This window comes from Arthrospiribacter ruber, assembly GCF_019343195.1.
GTDB lineage: Bacteria > Bacteroidota > Bacteroidia > Cytophagales > Cyclobacteriaceae > Arthrospiribacter > Arthrospiribacter ruber.
The window spans coordinates 59,419-76,040 of the sequence record NZ_RPHB01000006.1 but is presented as its reverse complement, the minus strand read 5'-3'; the positions used below and the strand labels follow the sequence as shown (position 1 = coordinate 76,040).

At 42.7% G+C, this 16,622-nt stretch carries 19 protein-coding genes; 8 read left to right on the top strand and 11 right to left on the bottom strand.

From position 1 onward, the window contains the following. Window positions 1-28: 28 nt before the first annotated feature. Window positions 29-856: a hypothetical protein gene (locus tag EGN73_RS13105; protein ID WP_219290563.1), complete on the bottom strand. Its 828-nt coding sequence runs from the start codon at window positions 854-856 to the stop codon at window positions 29-31. 150 nt (window positions 857-1,006) lie between these two features. Here EGN73_RS13105 and EGN73_RS13100 point away from each other — a divergent pair, with 150 nt between their 5' ends. Both EGN73_RS13100 and EGN73_RS13095 read left to right on the top strand, forming a co-directional pair. Beyond that, complete coding sequence (locus EGN73_RS13100; RefSeq protein WP_219290561.1) at window positions 1,007-1,588, top strand: DUF502 domain-containing protein; 582 nt, start codon at window positions 1,007-1,009, stop codon at window positions 1,586-1,588. Window positions 1,589-1,632: 44 nt separating this feature from the next. Further along, window positions 1,633-2,259 carry a 3-keto-disaccharide hydrolase gene (locus EGN73_RS13095; protein ID WP_219290558.1) on the top strand — a complete coding sequence of 209 codons (627 nt, stop codon included), beginning with the start codon at window positions 1,633-1,635 and terminating at the stop codon, window positions 2,257-2,259. A gap of 93 nt (window positions 2,260-2,352) precedes the next feature. Here the strand turns inward: EGN73_RS13095 and trxA are convergent, their stop codons facing one another. Next, complete coding sequence (gene trxA, locus EGN73_RS13090) at window positions 2,353-2,673, bottom strand: thioredoxin (protein ID WP_219290555.1); 321 nt, start codon at window positions 2,671-2,673, stop codon at window positions 2,353-2,355. Window positions 2,674-2,853: 180 nt separating this feature from the next. Further along, window positions 2,854-4,038 carry a DNA polymerase IV gene (dinB, locus tag EGN73_RS13085; protein ID WP_219290552.1) on the bottom strand — a complete coding sequence of 395 codons (1,185 nt, stop codon included), beginning with the start codon at window positions 4,036-4,038 and terminating at the stop codon, window positions 2,854-2,856. Between the two features lie 182 nt (window positions 4,039-4,220). Here dinB and EGN73_RS13080 point away from each other — a divergent pair, with 182 nt between their 5' ends. After that, window positions 4,221-4,916 (top strand): XRE family transcriptional regulator, encoded by a 696-nt coding sequence (locus EGN73_RS13080; RefSeq protein ID WP_219290550.1) that lies wholly within the window; start codon window positions 4,221-4,223, stop codon window positions 4,914-4,916. Between the two features lie 116 nt (window positions 4,917-5,032). On the opposite strand, the gene EGN73_RS13075 is transcribed toward EGN73_RS13080, so the two are convergent. Continuing rightward, window positions 5,033-5,299 carry a hypothetical protein gene (locus EGN73_RS13075; protein ID WP_219290547.1) on the bottom strand — a complete coding sequence of 89 codons (267 nt, stop codon included), beginning with the start codon at window positions 5,297-5,299 and terminating at the stop codon, window positions 5,033-5,035. 223 nt (window positions 5,300-5,522) lie between these two features. Between EGN73_RS13075 and EGN73_RS13070 the strand changes: the two genes are divergently transcribed. The 3 genes from EGN73_RS13070 to EGN73_RS13060 all read left to right on the top strand — a co-directional run bounded on the left by EGN73_RS13070 (window position 5,523) and on the right by EGN73_RS13060 (window position 7,010). Then, window positions 5,523-6,020 carry a methylated-DNA--[protein]-cysteine S-methyltransferase gene (locus EGN73_RS13070; RefSeq protein WP_219290544.1) on the top strand — a complete coding sequence of 166 codons (498 nt, stop codon included), beginning with the start codon at window positions 5,523-5,525 and terminating at the stop codon, window positions 6,018-6,020. An 85-nt stretch (window positions 6,021-6,105) separates the two neighbouring features. Continuing rightward, window positions 6,106-6,567, top strand: coding sequence for a GNAT family N-acetyltransferase (locus EGN73_RS13065; RefSeq protein ID WP_219290542.1), 462 nt, complete (start codon window positions 6,106-6,108; stop codon window positions 6,565-6,567). Continuing rightward, on the top strand, window positions 6,564-7,010 hold the full coding sequence (locus tag EGN73_RS13060) for a GNAT family N-acetyltransferase (RefSeq protein ID WP_219290539.1): 447 nt from the start codon (window positions 6,564-6,566) through the stop codon (window positions 7,008-7,010). Before EGN73_RS13065 ends, EGN73_RS13060 begins: the two co-directional genes overlap by 4 nt. On the opposite strand, the gene EGN73_RS13055 is transcribed toward EGN73_RS13060, so the two are convergent. From EGN73_RS13055 to EGN73_RS13025, 7 genes are all read right to left on the bottom strand, one after another. Continuing rightward, on the bottom strand, window positions 7,011-8,651 hold the full coding sequence (locus EGN73_RS13055; RefSeq protein ID WP_219290537.1) for a putative ABC exporter domain-containing protein: 1,641 nt from the start codon (window positions 8,649-8,651) through the stop codon (window positions 7,011-7,013). After that, window positions 8,644-9,360, bottom strand: coding sequence for an ABC transporter ATP-binding protein (locus tag EGN73_RS13050; protein WP_219290536.1), 717 nt, complete (start codon window positions 9,358-9,360; stop codon window positions 8,644-8,646). The genes EGN73_RS13055 and EGN73_RS13050 overlap by 8 nt, the downstream gene beginning before the upstream one ends. Before the next feature lie 303 nt (window positions 9,361-9,663). Further along, window positions 9,664-9,822, bottom strand: coding sequence for a TolB-like 6-bladed beta-propeller domain-containing protein (locus EGN73_RS13045; protein WP_219290535.1), 159 nt, complete (start codon window positions 9,820-9,822; stop codon window positions 9,664-9,666). Window positions 9,823-9,890: 68 nt separating this feature from the next. Further along, window positions 9,891-10,505, bottom strand: a complete 615-nt coding sequence (locus tag EGN73_RS13040) for a hypothetical protein (protein ID WP_219290533.1) — start codon at window positions 10,503-10,505, stop codon at window positions 9,891-9,893. Window positions 10,506-10,508: 3 nt separating this feature from the next. After that, window positions 10,509-11,789 carry an LVIVD repeat-containing protein gene (locus EGN73_RS13035; protein WP_219290531.1) on the bottom strand — a complete coding sequence of 427 codons (1,281 nt, stop codon included), beginning with the start codon at window positions 11,787-11,789 and terminating at the stop codon, window positions 10,509-10,511. A 114-nt stretch (window positions 11,790-11,903) separates the two neighbouring features. Further along, window positions 11,904-12,317, bottom strand: a complete 414-nt coding sequence (locus EGN73_RS13030) for a nucleotidyltransferase substrate binding protein (protein WP_219290529.1) — start codon at window positions 12,315-12,317, stop codon at window positions 11,904-11,906. Between the two features lie 113 nt (window positions 12,318-12,430). Next, on the bottom strand, window positions 12,431-13,876 hold the full coding sequence (locus EGN73_RS13025) for a S1C family serine protease (protein WP_219290527.1): 1,446 nt from the start codon (window positions 13,874-13,876) through the stop codon (window positions 12,431-12,433). A gap of 198 nt (window positions 13,877-14,074) precedes the next feature. Between EGN73_RS13025 and EGN73_RS13020 the strand changes: the two genes are divergently transcribed. Beyond that, window positions 14,075-15,241 carry a 1-deoxy-D-xylulose-5-phosphate reductoisomerase gene (locus EGN73_RS13020; protein ID WP_219290525.1) on the top strand — a complete coding sequence of 389 codons (1,167 nt, stop codon included), beginning with the start codon at window positions 14,075-14,077 and terminating at the stop codon, window positions 15,239-15,241. Further along, window positions 15,241-16,554 (top strand): RIP metalloprotease RseP, encoded by a 1,314-nt coding sequence (gene rseP, locus EGN73_RS13015; protein WP_219290522.1) that lies wholly within the window; start codon window positions 15,241-15,243, stop codon window positions 16,552-16,554. Before EGN73_RS13020 ends, rseP begins: the two co-directional genes overlap by 1 nt. The last annotated feature ends 68 nt before the right edge of the window (window positions 16,555-16,622 follow it).

The following is a 16,622-nucleotide window of genomic DNA, read 5'->3' as shown; positions in this document are numbered from 1 at the left end:
TGTGGAAAAACCTCGGTAGTTTTCTATACTATAATATAGTTTGAAGCTCTTTTCTAAGTACTAATAGATCTTGAAGCATTCCTTCTGTAAGTGAAGCAAGCTGTTCAAGCATAGCAGCCCTTGCCCTCAGTTGAGTAGAGTTGTATGTTCCTCCTTCTGAAAAGAACAGATCCTTGTTTTGCTCTATAACAGTATCTGTCCAAGCATCCAAAAGCTGATCTCTGATGTTCTTATTAGGGACTTCTCTTTTTACATAGTTTACGTAAGCCCAGATTTTGTCCGGGATTGATTCGCACCACTCCTGATCTTTCGAAAATTCCTCCAGTACATTTATTTTGTGGGAAATCTCGGTATTGTAGGTGATAGATCTTCCCCGCACATTAAGATAGATTTGCGTCAATGATGCACCTATCCCTATAAGCTGACGGGTAGTATTTCCCTGTGCCCAAAATAATATGATGGCCGCACCCGCAATATTTGCAGATGCATCCAGAATAATACCCGACACAGTTTTATTGCTTTGTTTATCATTGGACATCGTTTCCAGGTTCCAGGCCATTTGTTCATATTGGTCTTCTTCACACCTTAGGGCTGAGGTAAATGCCTGGACTTCTAGTTCTGCTAAAGTGATTTCATTGACGGCCTTTTGGATGCTTTTGAATTTGCTGAGCTGATCATCAAAGTCATCATTCAACACACTCTCTATTTCGTCAGTAAGTCCCAATATGCGTATGAAGAAAAGTGAGTTTTCAGAAAACTGTTCTTTAGTTTTATCTGAAAAATCATCCAAGTGAAGACTTTCAGGATCTGAAATAGGGTCGAAATCCAAAATATACTGATAACAGGACCTTTCCATTTCCTTGATAGGCGATTCTACGGTACGAACAGTCTTACAAGAAGAGAGGATTTGTGATGTAAAAAACAATAACAAAAAGATTCTTGACAATTTAGCCATTACTTGTGCTTATATTTAATAGATAAAAACAATTCAAATAAAGGAAAAACGATGTCTTTTACAACCAAAAGATTCATTACGTATTTTTTAAGAGGGCTGCTTTTTGTGGTGCCATTGGCACTAACGGTCTACGTGATCATTCTTATTCTTAAGTTCCTGGATGGAATTATACCTATTCCGGTGCCGGGGTTAGGGATTTTGATCATGTTCAGTTTCATTACATTTATGGGGTTTTTGGCAAGTATTTTTGTGACAAGGCCTCTGTTTGACATCTTTGAAAAATGGATGTTTAAGGTGCCTTTGGTCAATATCCTTTATACCAGTATCAAAGACCTTATGTCTGCTTTTGTAGGAGATAAGAAAAAATTCAACACTCCTGTGATCGTCAAGCTTTCCAATAATATGTTCAGGCTTGGTTTTATTACTCAGGAAGACCTTTCTGTCTTGGGGGAGGAAGATCTGGTTGCCATATATTTTCCTCATAGCTACAATTTTTCCGGCAACTTATATTTGGTTCCCAGAGAAAATGTACGGATTCTGGAAAATGTGAGAAGTGCCGATGTGATGAAGTTTATCGTGTCAGGAGGGGTTTCCAAAATGAGTGGGAATGTAGAGATCTCGGATCACCTGTAATGCTTGATTTGCCAGAAAAATTATTAACCTTATTACCATATACTATGAAAAAATCAATATTGCTTTTAGCGTTTCTATTTGTGTCCGTGTATACTTGGGCACAGGAGGGGGGATGGATTCCCTTGTTTGATGGCAAGAGCCTGGATGGATGGAAAATTGCCGAGAACCCTGACTCTTTTCAGGTAGTAGATGGCGTGATCAAGGTAGATGGGCCTAGGGCACATGCCTTCTATGTTGGTGAAGTGAACAATGCCGATTTTAAGAATTTTGAACTCAAAGCAGATATCATGACCATGCCTAAAGCCAATTCCGGAATATTTTTCCATACTGCTTATCAGGAAAAAGGGTGGCCCGACAAAGGATATGAAGTACAGGTAAACCAAACACATAGTGACTGGAGAAAGACCGGTAGCCTTTATTCTTTCAATGATGTGAGGGAAATTTACGTAGAGGACAAGGAATGGTATACCCAGCATATCATTGTCAAAGGGGATCATGTTACCGTAAAGGTCAATGGGGAGACGGTGATGGAGTATGTGGAATCAGAGGATAAAGATAGGCCGGAAAATGCAGGACCGAAGAAGATAGATAGAGGTACATTTGCACTACAGGCCCATGATCCCGAAAGCGTGATTTATTATAAAAATATCATGGTAAAAGTCTTGCCCTAAGTTTGGGATCCCTTAGCCCTTTGCGAAAAAAATAAAAAAAAAGGCCATGAAACCGAGTTTCATGGCCTTTTTTGATGAATATGGATACACCTATTAAAGTTGGGAGTCAAGCTTCTGTGCCAATACAGCCTTGGGTACTGCACCTACCTGCTTGTCCACAATCTGTCCGCCTTTGAAAAAGAGTAAGGTTGGGATACTTCTGATGCCAAACTGAGATGCTACCGCTGGATTAGCATCAACATCCACTTTTCCTACGATTGCCTTTCCTTCATAATCTCCCGCAAGTTCTTCCACAATTGGTCCGATCATTTTGCATGGTCCGCACCACTCTGCCCAAAAATCAACCAAAATCGGTTGTTCAGAATTCATGATTTCTTCAAAGTTTGCGTCAGTAATTTCTATTGCTTTTGCCATTGTATATAGTTTTTGTTATTGCTTGATTTTCAAATATACTACTAAAGTGGATTAGGGGGGAATAAGTTCCGGAATCTGCCTGATTTTATTTTGCATGTGCTTCTCTTTTAAAATGGAATTGCGCCACAATCAGTGTCTTATCTTCATGGGGGAAAGAGCAATCAGCTTGTCTGTGCCGTCTTATAGCGCCATTCCATTGAATGGATTGAACCGCCTTCTCCCAACCTGCATGCCGACAGCGCGGCATACTGTTTTTTCTCCGAATTTGGTATTGAGACGGTCAAGCGCCTGATACAGGTTGATCTGCTCCTGAGTGTCTTCAAATAAGTTGATCTGATAATTGCCATATACCAGCCCGCTGAACCTGACCCCTATCAGGCGTATCAGAAGTCTGCGGCTATACAGCTTTTTGAAAAGTTCCTTCACCAGTGAGATAAGAGTATGGTCAGCAGATGTGTAGGGGATTTTTTTCTGGAGATTATGGGTGTCAAAGTCAGAATATCTGATCTTGACAGTGATACAGGAGGTGAGCTGTTGTTTTTGCCGGAGCTTGGTTCCGAGCTGCTCGGTCATGGCTATCAGGTGGGATTCCAGCTTTTTGACATCTATGGTGTCTTCTTCAAAGGTGTTTTCAGAAGAAATAGATTTGGCTTCAGAGTAAGGTGTCACCAGAGAGCGGTCTATGCCATTGGCTTTTTCCCAAATGACCCTTCCGTTTTTTCCAAATGTGGCCTCCAATAGTTCTGAAGGCATTACCTGTAGGGTTTTGACTGTTTTTACCCCCATGTTGTACAGGGTGTGGGAGGTTTTTTCGCCTATCATAGGGATTTTTCTGACAGGAAGGGGAGCCAAAAAAGGCTTCTCATTTCCATGTGGGACCTGTCGGGCATTATTTGGTTTGGCCTCTCCGGTAGCTACTTTGGATACGGTTTTGTTTTCTGATAATCCCAGAGAAATGGGCAGGCCCGTTTCTTTGATGACCCTCTCACGCAGCTCTTTGGCCATTTTGAAACAGCCAAAAAAGCGCTCCATACCGGTGTAATCTATGTAAAACTCATCTATGGAGGATTTTTCGAATAGAGGCACACCTTCCCGTATGATTTCGGTAACCTCGTGCGATTTTTTGCTGTATTTTTCAAAATCCCCGCGGATAATCAGTGCCTCAGGGCACAGCTGCTTGGCAGTGCGCATGGGCATGGCCGAGTGCACTCCAAACTTCCTTGCTTCATAACTGCATGAAGCTACTACCCCTCTGTCGCTGGAGCCTCCTATGAGGATGGGCTTGCCGTTGAGCCTGTTGTCATAGAGCCGCTCTACTGACACAAAGAATGAATCCAGATCCATGTGCACGATATTCCTTTCCATTTGTTAATAATTTTAACATAATAATGTTTATAATTTAAACATAATTTTTTATATTTGAATCAGGTTGGTAAGCTTACTGGGACGATTGGTGTCAGTTTGTATTTCAATCCCTGATATAGAGGGATGATCATCCTGTGACAGTTGCCTGACTTTTGGCAGATCTAGATTTAAAAATCATAAGTATGTTTCTCCATTCTAACCTTAAGTTTCTAAGAAAGAAAAAAGAATTGACCCAAGAGATGCTGGCGAATGCCTTGGGTATCAGCAGGTCCAAGCTGGCAGGCTATGAGCTTAATATCAATCCTCCTTTGGAGACGATATTGTCGATTTCGGATTATTTTGGAGTGTCTATAGACGTATTGCTCAGGAAGGATATGGAAGGCATGTCCGAATACAAGCTCAGGCAGCTTTTGGAAGCGGATCAATACCTGCATGGCAGGAATCTCCGTATCCTGACTACTACCGTGGATTCAGAAGGAAGGGAACTGATAGAGGTGGTGTCTCAGCGGGCTAAGGCTTCCTATCTGGCAGGATTTTCCGACCCTGACTTTATTGAGGACTTGCCAAGGTTTTCCTTGCCCTTTTTGCCTACAGACAAGAAGCATAGGGTCTTTCAGGTAGATGGGGATTCCATGTTGCCTATCCCTGATAGTGCGTGGATAGTATGTGAGTATGTGGATGACTGGACAAGGATCAAGGATGGGGAAAAATATGTGATAGTCACCGAACAGGATGGAGTGACGTTTAAAATTGCTTATAATCAGATCAAGGAAAAGGAGCGTCTTTTGCTCTGCTCCGGTAATCCTATTTACAAGCCATTCTATGTCAACATCTCAGATGTGAGGGAAGTATGGAAGTATAGATTGATGATGGTGTGAAGGAGAAATGAGACATGAGATTTGAGAATCGAGAATCAATAGCCTGGTAAATCGCAATTCTAGGCGCAAGAAGTGAGATAGAGCCATTTTGCAATGCATCACTATGATTAAATCAGCTATAGCCAAGTCCCATAGGGACGAAAAATGTAATAGCCTAGGGTTTTAACCCTTGGCTCTAAGGATTGCCGCGTCAATGGTTTTTTGCCCGGGGACTGATCAAGAGAGTAGATAGCTTTTCGCCAAAAACAGGGAAGGGAAAGGAGGGATGAAAGAAGAAGCCTGTCCGGCTGGTCATCCAGGCGGGGATGAGCGCGGGAAAAATTGAAGATATATCCGGTATCCAAAGGAGCCTTGTAAGTCGTAGTTTTGAACTTTTCTGTCATGACACATATTTTATTATGGATTTTAACATATAATCCGGTTAATACTTTCTACCTTACCAACTCTTCACCCGGAGTAAATTTGATTTTTCAGATTAATTAACAAAATAAAGTCTTTTTTCAAAGACAAAAGGACATGAGGTCCGTTGTAATAGTATTCGCTGTAAAGGAAGCGCGTGGGATTGTTTATTGAAATAGTGAGTTTAACCTTAAAATGTCAGTAAATATGAAGAAAGAATATGCGGTGATGGAAACCCCTCTTGGCAATGTTAAGGTCGAGGTATGGGATGGTTACGTGGTGAAATTGGAGTTTACCGATGCACCCGTAACGGAGGATTTTTTGGATGATGTGTTGATGGACGTGAGGATACAGCTAGGTTTGTACTTTCAGGGAAAACAACAGACATTCGATGTGCCGGTGGCACTTGGGGGGACTGACTTCCAGCACAAGGTATGGATGGAAGTGAATAAAATTCCTTTCGGAAAAACAAGTACCTATGAGCAGGTAGCCAAAAATCTGGGTAACCCCAATGCAGTAAGGGCGGTAGGCACTGCAATAGGTGCCAATCCTATTTTGATTATGATGCCTTGTCACAGAATTGTGGGCAAGGATGGTCAGCTTACCGGTTATGCAGGCGGAATTTGGAGAAAATCCAAATTGCTCGAAATGGAGCAGGAAGAAAAAGTCGGCAAACAGGTGGCCATGGAATTCGGAAATAATTAAAGGCGGTGGATCACCGCCTTTTTCTTTTCAAGAGCTGTTCTTTCTGCTTTTTATAAGTATTTTGGTAGGATGAATTTACTCAAGTATGCAACATATTCAGATTCTGGAATACAGCCCTGAACTCCAGCCCTATTTCGAGCAGATCAACAAACAGTGGGTGACAGCCTTTTTTGAGCTTGAAGAGTTTGACAGGAAACAATTGGAGCATCCCGAAGAGACAATCATTGCACCTGGCGGGGCGGTGATTTTTGCTTCCGATGCCGGAAAGGTGGTGGGTACTGTGGCCCTTTCCAAGGTCAGCAATGATGTCTATGAAATGATCAAAATGGGCGTATCCCCCGAGGAGAGGGGGAAGAAAATAGGAGAATTTCTTGGCCTTGGTATTTTGAAAAAAGCAAAAGCAATGGGCGGAAGGAAAGTAATTCTCTACTCCAGCTCAAAGTTGGTGCCGGCACTGTCTCTGTACAAAAAGCTAGGCTTTAGAGAAGTGCCCAAAGAATGTGGGAAATACGGTCGTTGTGATATCAAGATGGAAATAGACCTATGAAAAACAAAACTATCAAAATCAGGAACGGAAGTATTGGGGAAGTCGTAGCCCTCAGTCAAAAAGTCCCTGAGTTTTTCCAGCCTTATTCTGAAATCACCTATCATGAAAGACTGACTGACAGGATACATCTTATCCTTGTGGCAGAAATAGAGGGGGAGGCAGTAGGTTTTAAAGTTGGATATGAATCCGCCACACCTGGTGTGTTTTACTCCTGGATGGGGGGAGTCCTGGCCACTTGTCGCAGAATGGGAATAGCAAGTCGTCTCGCCGATTTTCAGGAAGAATGGGCAAGAAATCACGGCTACCAAAAGGTGCGGTTCAAGACGCGAAATAGCTTTGGCAAGATGATCCATTTTGGGCTGAACAGAGGGTTTATGATCACAGATCTGATCAAAAAAGGTCAGGTCAAAGATTATAGGATAGTGATGGAAAAACTGCTCTGATCAAGCCTCTTTGAATTCCACCTTGCTGATGATGTCCATGGTCAGGTGCATTACTATCGCTGCTACCATACCCATACCTATTGCCATTCCCAGCATGGCATACACAAACTGGCCAGAAATGACAAACACAAACACGCCTGTAGCCAATGAAGGCAGTATCCCAAAAATGGAAACTCCACCTATAATCAAAGGTCGCATCAGCTTCCTGTCCCAGCCTTCTTCAAAGCCTACATGCGTCACCAAGGCGATTCCGAAACCAGTAAGGTAAAACAACTGCAATAGCAAGGGGAAAAGAATTATCAGTCCCCAGCTCAAACCTCCTATGAGTACCGTAGGAACGATCAAAATGACTGTTGTGATAAAAGTCTGGTATATATCCAACTTTATCATGTTCCAGAATTTTCTGGTCCAGGTATCCGGAATAAGTATAAAAAAAGGCTTCTTGATATCTCCAATGTTTGTCCTGCCCATTCCTGCAAAAAAGTACAGGACTATCAAGACACCCAAGTAGCCATAGATCACTTTGTGAGAAAACCAGTCAAAATTGGAAAGCACGGCAAATACAATGGCAATCCCTGCCATTATTAACCCGTAAAGTCCAAACAAAGGATGGAAGTCCTGACGGCTACTGTGCACATAATTTCTCCAGTACAATGCTGTGGCCCCGTTCCCAAAATTCTTTAGGTCTAACTTTTTGTTAAGATTGAGGCTTCCAGCTGATTCCGAAGCCTGGGACTTTCTGGCTTTTTCTTTCAGTTCTTCGTTGGACTTAGTGGATTCAAGCACATCTTCATAGTAGTGGCCCGAATGGGAAATTACCTGCTGAACGATGAGCAAAAAAGAAAGGAAATACACGCTGATAAATCCCAGAACTGTCCAGATGCTCTCATGGCCCAAATAGGTGATGATTGCTCTGCTCCAGCCTACCAGAGGGAAAAAGTCAAACCAAGGAGACCCAATCCAGGCAAACATTCCCTGCCAGAATTTTTCAGCTTGAAGTCCGGGAATCAGAATCATTGCTCCCAGAATAATTCCAAGACCAAACACTCCTCTCTTCACATGTTCAAGTATATCATACTTGGTGTGTAATGTGTAGATCAAAAACCTGATCGGGGAAAGGATAAACAGGAAAAGTGCAAAGCCTGAAGCCATTATCAATATGTTGCCAGTGGTGAGTTCAAATACTTCATTGAGCTGCGCTGTACTGTAAATCACGAAAAGTAAAGACCCACCTAAAGCCGGAAATATGGCCCTTATCATATAATAAATCAGGATATTGGATGCGGATACAGGTCCTGTGAAAAGCAGGTTAACATCTGCCATACTGAAAAAGCTGATATTCTTTTTCGTGGCCCTGTAGAGCTGAAACATCAAAAAAAGCAATGCCAGAAAGGTCAGGCCTCCTTTGATGGCCAGCAACTCGAAGTCAGGCTGTACAAGTTCATCCGTTACACCTTGAAGCTCATCCAGTTGGTCCCTGTTTATTTCTGAGCGGTTGCTGCTTCTTCTGAAATAAAAAAAGCTGAAATATCCCACCAGTAGTCCGTAGGGGAGTAGTCTTAGAGGGTTTCTTAGAATCAGCTTTATGTTGTTGATCAGAATGAAAAGATCTTTCCTGAGCAACAGTCTGAATTCATTCATCTTTTGTCAATTCTAAAAATAGATCTTCCAAACTCGAATCGTCTGTTTTGCTAAATTCCGACTTGAGGTTGCTAAGGGTGTCATTGCCGATAATATTGCCATCTTTCATGATCATGATGCGGTCAGCAATGGTCTCTACGCTATCGATCAAGTGCGTACTGACCAAGATGGTCTTGCCTCTTTCTTTCAGTTCTTTAAAGATCTTCTTGGTGTTTTTGATGGCCTTGGGATCTAATCCTATCATGGGTTCATCAAAAAACAATACCTGCGGATCTGGCAACAAGGCACAGCAGATGGATACTTTTTGCCGCATTCCTTTGGAAAGATCTCTTCCGAGTTTATCTTTTTTGTCAGTCAGGTCATAGAGTTCCATCCATTGATCGGCTTTTTCTTTCCAGTTGTCTACTTTGTATGCTTGGGCGATAAATTGCATATGTTCCTTCACTGTGAGCAGGTCATACACATGGGGTGTCTCGGGGATATAAGAAAAAAGCTTTTTTGCAGGAATGGAAAGATGATCATGTCCTCCAATTAGAATCTCACCTGCTGTCTTACGCAAAAGTCCTACTATACATTTCATCGTGGTACTTTTACCGGCACCATTTGGTCCTAATAGGCCTACTACCTCTCCTCCTTCCAGCATAAAGCTGATATTATTGACGGCATTCTGTTTTCCGTACTTTTTTATCAATCCGTTTACTTCAAGCATATTTATTCGGAGTTTTTCTGTATCCGCAGATACACGCATAAAAAGTAAAGATAGTTCGGAATAGGTGAAAAATTATTTTTTCTTGGTAAAAGAAAATATTTCCTGATGGATAATCCGATTTGATGATGGGAGAAAAAGGTTATTTATATGTAATATACGGAACATTACCAGTAATGAAATTAAGCTTGGATTTTCAGGTTAAATCGATATTTATTGAAATTAGATACTAATAGATATTGGTTTGGAACACCCATTTGTATCAGAAATTGAGGCTTCCGGTAAAGAAGCGTATAATCATGTTATTTAATATTCAAAAACCGCAATTCCCGGATCTTCATCATAGGTCACCGCATAAATTTTTCTTTCCTCTTCATCCACTGCAATACTGTAAATTTGCCTATCCAGCTGATAGTAAGCTAAGGGATTTCCTTGATAATCTAATTCGAAGATTTCATTGGACATTTTACTGTTCTTACCTATTGATCCTGCTCTAGTATAACCTAAATACACTAAGAATATGGATTCTTTTCCTAGAAAAATATTCCAAATTTACTTATAAGACTGTTGAAAATATAGGATTCTTCACGGATAGAAGTAAATCCCGGAGGAAGTCCGGGCTGATTCCCTCCCTCTCCTTTTACGCCTTCATAGTAGTATGCGTGTTGCCTTCTAAATGCCACAGAAAGGGCATAGTCTCTTTTTCCGGATTTTCCTTTTAATCTCCATCCTATTGATGGACTTATCATAAAACCTCCCTCATACCAGTTTTCAAAAAACTGATCCTCAACCCTTTTTTCCAAAAAAGCGGAGCCATAACCCATATCCAGTCCCAAGAGCAGTCTGTTTCTGGAAGGCTTTCCGTAGCTGCCTCTCCAGCCAAACCCTATAGGTGCCAATATCAGTCCGGGATAGCTGTCGATACCCAGCAAAAGCCCTATTGCATTTTTTGAATTGATGTGTACGCCATTGATGGTCTGAAAAGAAAAATTCACTCGGGTATCGGACTGGTCATTCCAGGTTTTGACCTGACCGAATGACAGACCGGTCTCTGTTAGGTTGAAATATGGACGATCCTGCTGCGCTGAGCTCATGAAAGGAAACAGTACACAGAGTATCAGAACAGAGACAAGGAGGCCAGTCTTCATGAGTTATACAATTGCCGGTTGTTTTACCTGAATACAGCTAAGTTTTCTGAGCTGAGCGGGATTGCTGTAGTCAAACTGGCATACTCCATCTGCTCCGATTACAATCAGGGACTTTGGTCCCGCAATGATATCTACAGATTTCATGGATTTCAAAAATTCAATTTGGTTGGCATCAATGGCCCTGACATCAGATACATTGAAGCTTTTCAGTCCATGTTTCCCCTCCGCCAGGTATAGGTAATTTTCAAAAAGAGAGAGTCCATGGGGATTGAGCATAGGATAGGCCTTGACCAGTTTTGGCGCATAAAGGTTTTGAATGTCCAGGACATGGAGTTCGTCCACTCCAAATCTGCACATTGGACCTGTTCTGAGTGTAACAAATGCATGCTGCTCATTGACCACTACTGGGTCGCAGGCAGTGATGTGTTCGTACACAGACATTTTCTGGGGGTTGGAAGGGTCGCTGGCGTCATAAATGTGCATCCCTGTCTGTGAGCCTATAAACAGCTTTTCCTGAAACGGGAAGATGGTTTCTATTCCCCAACCTAGATTGATGTTTTTAAGGTGTTTTGGCTCTTGGGCCTGTATGACGTCAAAAACCCTCAAGCTGTAATCATCGACGGCATAGAGGTGTCCGCTTTGCAGGGTAAACCTCGCCATGGATCCACCTTGTCCATAGCTTTGGGATGCCGAGGAGTTGGCTGAAGCGGTCATGGCCCTGTCAATAGTCATCCAGGTTCCCGGCCTTCCTTGCCACCCCCACATCATGTCGGTTTCTGAGGTCATAACAGTATCTTTGAAGGTGAGAATAGTAGAGCGTGCCATATCCATATACATGTGTTCAAAAACGTCTTTGACCCTTTCTGACAAGGTGATATTGCGCACATCGTGCAGATCAAACACAAGCAGGTCCACGTAGCTGTCTGCATAGAGATACCCGCTGTTGATAGCGAGGTCTACATTGCCCGGAATATTGATGAAATTGACCGGCTGGGGAGAAGAGGGGTCAGTATTGTCCAAAATATGAATTCCTTTTTGAGGCTCATTCACTAGCAGGTATTCTTCGTAGATGTAGATTTTTCCCGGATTGTCCAGAGGCTTTGGAGATTCTATCAGGATGTCAGCACTTCTGACGGATTCCATGTTGAGATAGACAGGGACCATAGCCCTGAAAGTATGGGAGCTTTTGACTTCATCGTGGCAGGAAGGCAGTGTAAGAAATAGGATAGCTGCCAAAGCATAAAAAAGAGGCCATTTGACTTGCAGTGGTGAAGAGGTTTTCATAGGGCTTCTGTTTAGTTGATTCAGGATGAGACCTGTTTTCCATAGACGGAGCCAACTTGTGAAATGTGTCAACCAGTGCAAAAAAATTTTGTAAAAAGAAAAAAGCCGGATTTTTCAGTCCAGCTTTTCTTGCATGATGCGCTCAAAATTGAGCAGAAGTCTATAGTATTTCTTCCGGATATTGGAAATCAATTCAGTGTCAAAATCCTCTGGATACAAGGGGTTGTACTTGATCCTGTCAATTATCATATCCAGCCATCCTTTACCATCATCGATGAGGTTTTCATTAAAAGCCTCAATCGTGGCATCCCTTGACCCGCTGAAAGTGGTGTTCCGATTTTTCCGGAAATATTCACCTATGGTATTCATGGCCAGTTCATGGGTGACTTCAAATGATCGTATCAGTCTTTTTTGGCGTCTGGAATCTATCTGATGGTTTTCGGCATCTTTTACCAGCGACCCAAGCTCTTCCATGGATTCTTTGAAGTCTTCGAAACACTTTTCGCAGGTCAATTCGGGAGTTTTCATCTTTCTATTGGGTTTTTATCGGAGTCAGTATCACTAATCGGCTCTTTCATTTTTGAATGCCCGGGCATTCTGTTTTTCCAATTTACCAAAATTCCGTGTGATTCCTGACTAGTCTATCTGATATTATATGATTGCATGAAAGTCTGCCCGGTTGGTGTCACTCCTTCTAACCTTAGTCTGCCGCTAAACTCTTCCAGATATTTGCCGATTCTCTCTGGGTTTTTGGCTGGTTCTCCATTGATCTGAGTGAGAACAAAACCATTGTTTAACCCCAGATCTCTCAGGTATCCTCTTGTCATTCCTGTGATTTTTATTCCATATTCTATGCCCAGCCTATCTCTTTCTATGGCATTGACAGCTTCCAATCTTGCACCGAGAAGGTTGGAAGAGTAAAACTCCCGTTTAAGAACTCCGGTTCCGCCTTCAAGATTTTGAAGGGTGAGGTCAGCGGATCTTCTTTCTCCATTACGGATGTAATTGATCCTGATACGGTCGCCGGGATAGTGATAAGAAAGGGCCTCTTCAAAGCTTCCTTTGCCTGTAATATTGTTGCCTTGAATGGAGGTAATGACATCATTTCTCTGAAGTCCTGCTTTTTCTGCTCCACCATTTCTGATCACATGCGTCACTATCACGCCATCCAAATCTCTCAAGCGCATTTCTTCGGCCAGCTCAGGCGTGATTTCTACCACGTCAAGTCCAGGTATTGCTTTTTGGACTTCTCCAAACTCAATGAGGTCATTTGCGATTTTGACAGCAATATCCACCGGCACGGCAAAACCATAGCCAGTGTAAGACCCAGTTCTGGATAAGATGGCTGTATTGATACCTACCAATTCCCCTTTGACATTGACCAGAGCTCCTCCGGAGTTTCCGGGATTAATAGGCGCATCGGTTTGAATGAAGGATTCCAAAGGAAATTCTCCTCCCAGGATATTGATCTGCCTTTCTTTGGCGGAGACAATTCCTGCGGTCACCGTGGAGGTAAGGTTGAACGGATTTCCGACCGCAATGACCCATTCTCCGATTCTTAAGTCCCTGCTACTTCCTTGCTTAATGGCAGGCAGGTCGTCTGCCTCTATTTTTAGCACGGCGATGTCTGTGTTTTTATCAGTCCCTATCAACTTGGCGGGATAAGTTCTCCTTTGGTGTACGACTTCAATCGTTTCTGCCCGATCAATGACATGGTTGTTGGTGATGATGTATCCATCCTTGCTGATGATGACACCTGATCCGGTGCTCACGCGTTGGGTGGGGCCTGAACCGAAGAAATAGTCGAAAATACTGTATCTTCTCTGGTCCGTTCCGGAGAAGTTTTTTATAAAAACTACAGAAGGGGTACTTTTTTCCGATGCTTCTACAAAAGAAAAGGGAGCATTGTAGGAGCTTGGACCATCGTCCTCAGATGAATAATGATTGACATTGTAAGGAGTTTTTGTCTCAGTTACCATGGCGGCTTGATGCTGGATTTCCTCAGCAGAATTCAAAGCTTGAAAAGCCCAAGCGCCGAGAATGCCCCCACAAAATGCCAGTAGTATAATTTTCAGGTTATTCTTCATGTTTTGCATAACGATAAGTGCCAAATACAAGTTAAAAGCAAAGCCTAAAATTCTTAAAGCATTTAACAACTATTAATATACCAAATCTAAGCCTTTTCAAAAAGACGGAAAAATAAGCAGGAAAACTCCCTGAACCTTGTAATTTTGTCAGATTGAAAAAAAGGGACTGATTCTGGTCTTTGATTCAACCACTAATGCATGTCAGAAAAAAAACACGTAGCCATTTTAGGCTCCACAGGAAGTATCGGGACACAAACCCTTGAAGTGATCAGGTCGCACAGGGACAATTTTGAAGTGGAGGTACTTACTGCCCAGAATAATGCAGACCTGCTTATCCAGCAGGCCATTGAATTTCTTCCCAATTGTGTCGTCATTGCGAATGAGAGTCTTTACCAAAAGGTTAAAGAGGCACTTTCGCAGATGGATATAAAAGTTTATGCCGGTGAAAAGGCTTTGGCTCAGGTGGTAGAAATGGATACCATAGATGTGGTTCTTACTGCTTTGGTGGGTTACTCAGGTATGGTTCCTACGATCAATGCCATTCAGTCAGGAAAGCAAATCGCACTGGCCAATAAGGAGACCTTGGTGGTGGCCGGAGAGTTGGTGACCTCCCTGGCAAGGGATAAAGGTGTCAACATTTACCCTGTGGATTCCGAGCATTCTGCGATTTTCCAGTGCCTGGTAGGGGAGTTTCATAATCCAATCGAAAAGCTCATCCTGACCGCCTCTGGTGGACCATTCAGGGGGAAAGACAAAAGTTTTTTGGAGGCTGTTACCAAAGAACAGGCCCTCAAGCATCCCAATTGGGATATGGGAGCCAAAATCACCATCGACTCTGCTTCCTTGATGAACAAAGGGCTGGAAGTGATAGAAGCCAAGTGGCTTTTTGCAGTAGAAAAAGATCAGATCGAAGTGGTGGTACATCCCCAATCTATCGTACATTCTCTGGTACAGTTTGAAGATGGATCGATCAAAGCACAACTTGGACTGCCGGATATGCGTATCCCTATTCAGTTTGCTCTTACCTATCCCGAGCGCTTGAAGGCAGACTTCCCAAGGTTTGATTTTACCCAATATCCTAACCTGACATTTGAACAGCCGGATTTGAAGACATTCAAAAACCTGCAGTTGGCCTACACTTCATTGGATAAAGGAGGAAATGCACCCTGCATTCTTAATGCTGCCAACGAAATAGCCGTGGCAGCATTTTTGAAGGATGAAGTTGGATTTCTGGAAATGTCAGACTTAATTGAGGAAACACTCGATAAAGCAACATTTATAGCCAATCCTTCTTTGGAGGATTACAAAAATACGGACAAAGAGTCTAGAAGAATTACACAAGAACTAATTAAGAGTAAAGTATAATGGATACACTGATTATGGTGGGCCAGCTTCTGCTGGGATTATCAATACTGGTCGGCTTGCATGAGCTTGGCCACTTACTCACAGCCAAGATGTTTGGTATGCGGGTAGAAAAATTTTCAATAGGATTCCCACCCAAGATCGCAGGATTCAAATGGGGGGAAACTGAATATTCTATCGGGGCCATCCCCTTGGGAGGTTTTGTCAAAATCTCCGGAATGGTCGATGAGTCCATGGATACTGAACAATTGTCCTCCGAGCCACAACCATGGGAATTCAGGGCTAAGCCGGCATGGCAGAGGCTGATTGTGATGCTTGGCGGGATTATTGTCAATGTGGTTACGGGAATTGTGATTTTTGTGGTGTTGGTGTATCAAAAAGGTGAGACTTATTATTCAAGAGACCAGGTAGTAGAGCATGGAATCGTAGCGTATGATATAGGCAAGATGATAGGTTTTCAGGATGGAGATCGAATATTGGATATCAATGGCCAGCCATATAGGTCCTTGGGAGAGTTATCGGGTGGAGAAGCTTTGCTGAGTAGTGGAGGCTTTTATACAGTTCAGAGAGGAGCTGAGACGCTTCAGATTGAAATCCCTAGAGGTTTTATCAATTCATTTTCAGATGAGGAGAGTATGTCTCAGTTTATTGATATCCGGCATCCTATCAAAGTGTATGACATTTCTCCCGACAGTCCTGCCGCCAAAGCCGGACTCCAGCAGGGAGACAAGATTTTGGCAGTAAATGGCCAGCCTGTGACTTATATTGATGAGTTGCAAAAAGCATTGCCTGAATTCAGTAACCAAGAAGCCAGCTTTTTGATCAAACGTGATGAGCAGGAGCTTGAAAAGAAAATTTTGGTGACCGAAGAGGGAACTATAGGATTCTTGAACCAAAATCTTGATTTGGTTACCCAAAGGTATACTGTTGGCGAGTCCATAGTCAAAGGTACGGAGAGGGCTTTCGGGGTTGTAATTGTCAACGCCAGAGCACTGGGTAAAATGTTTACCGGGGAAGTTTCTGCGAAAAACGTCAGTGGCCCAATTGGTATGGCTAAAATTTACGGCAGCCGGTGGGATTGGGTAAAATTTTGGAGTATCACGGGTCTGATTTCCATGATTTTGGCATTTATGAACCTACTGCCGATTCCGGCGCTGGATGGAGGACATGTAATGTTCCTGCTTTATGAAATGATATCCGGCCAGGCACCTTCGGACCGTTTTCTGGAAAATGCCCAAAAAGTCGGTATGGTACTGTTGCTGGCATTGATGGTATTTGCCATTGGTAATGATATTTTGAAGATTTTTACGGGTTGATTTAAAATTTATCTCCTTGTGATCAGTTAGTTAAGTATGGATGGGCTTTTGGAGGTTCATCCATATTT

Bases quoted from the DNA above. Each gene is read 5' to 3' on its own strand.
- EGN73_RS13055 (WP_219290537.1), bottom strand. From the start codon at position 8,651: ATGAATGAATTCAGACTGTTGCTCAGGAAAGATCTTTTCATTCTGATC.
- EGN73_RS13030 (WP_219290529.1), bottom strand. From the start codon at position 12,317: ATGAAAACTCCCGAATTGACCTGCGAAAAGTGTTTCGAAGACTTCAAA.
- EGN73_RS13035 (WP_219290531.1), bottom strand. From the start codon at position 11,789: ATGAAAACCTCTTCACCACTGCAAGTCAAATGGCCTCTTTTTTATGCT.
- EGN73_RS13045 (WP_219290535.1), bottom strand. From the start codon at position 9,822: ATGTCCAATGAAATCTTCGAATTAGATTATCAAGGAAATCCCTTAGCT.
- EGN73_RS13060 (WP_219290539.1), top strand. From the start codon at position 6,564: ATGAAAAACAAAACTATCAAAATCAGGAACGGAAGTATTGGGGAAGTC.
- EGN73_RS13040 (WP_219290533.1), bottom strand. From the start codon at position 10,505: ATGAAGACTGGCCTCCTTGTCTCTGTTCTGATACTCTGTGTACTGTTT.
- EGN73_RS13050 (WP_219290536.1), bottom strand. From the start codon at position 9,360: ATGCTTGAAGTAAACGGATTGATAAAAAAGTACGGAAAACAGAATGCC.
- rseP (WP_219290522.1), top strand. From the start codon at position 15,241: ATGGATACACTGATTATGGTGGGCCAGCTTCTGCTGGGATTATCAATA.
- EGN73_RS13105 (WP_219290563.1), bottom strand. From the start codon at position 856: ATGGAAAGGTCCTGTTATCAGTATATTTTGGATTTCGACCCTATTTCA.
- trxA (WP_219290555.1), bottom strand. From the start codon at position 2,673: ATGGCAAAAGCAATAGAAATTACTGACGCAAACTTTGAAGAAATCATG.
- EGN73_RS13065 (WP_219290542.1), top strand. From the start codon at position 6,106: ATGCAACATATTCAGATTCTGGAATACAGCCCTGAACTCCAGCCCTAT.
- EGN73_RS13020 (WP_219290525.1), top strand. From the start codon at position 14,075: ATGTCAGAAAAAAAACACGTAGCCATTTTAGGCTCCACAGGAAGTATC.
- EGN73_RS13095 (WP_219290558.1), top strand. From the start codon at position 1,633: ATGAAAAAATCAATATTGCTTTTAGCGTTTCTATTTGTGTCCGTGTAT.
- EGN73_RS13025 (WP_219290527.1), bottom strand. From the start codon at position 13,876: ATGAAGAATAACCTGAAAATTATACTACTGGCATTTTGTGGGGGCATT.
- EGN73_RS13100 (WP_219290561.1), top strand. From the start codon at position 1,007: ATGTCTTTTACAACCAAAAGATTCATTACGTATTTTTTAAGAGGGCTG.
- EGN73_RS13075 (WP_219290547.1), bottom strand. From the start codon at position 5,299: ATGACAGAAAAGTTCAAAACTACGACTTACAAGGCTCCTTTGGATACC.
- EGN73_RS13070 (WP_219290544.1), top strand. From the start codon at position 5,523: ATGAAGAAAGAATATGCGGTGATGGAAACCCCTCTTGGCAATGTTAAG.
- EGN73_RS13080 (WP_219290550.1), top strand. From the start codon at position 4,221: ATGTTTCTCCATTCTAACCTTAAGTTTCTAAGAAAGAAAAAAGAATTG.
- dinB (WP_219290552.1), bottom strand. From the start codon at position 4,038: ATGGAAAGGAATATCGTGCACATGGATCTGGATTCATTCTTTGTGTCA.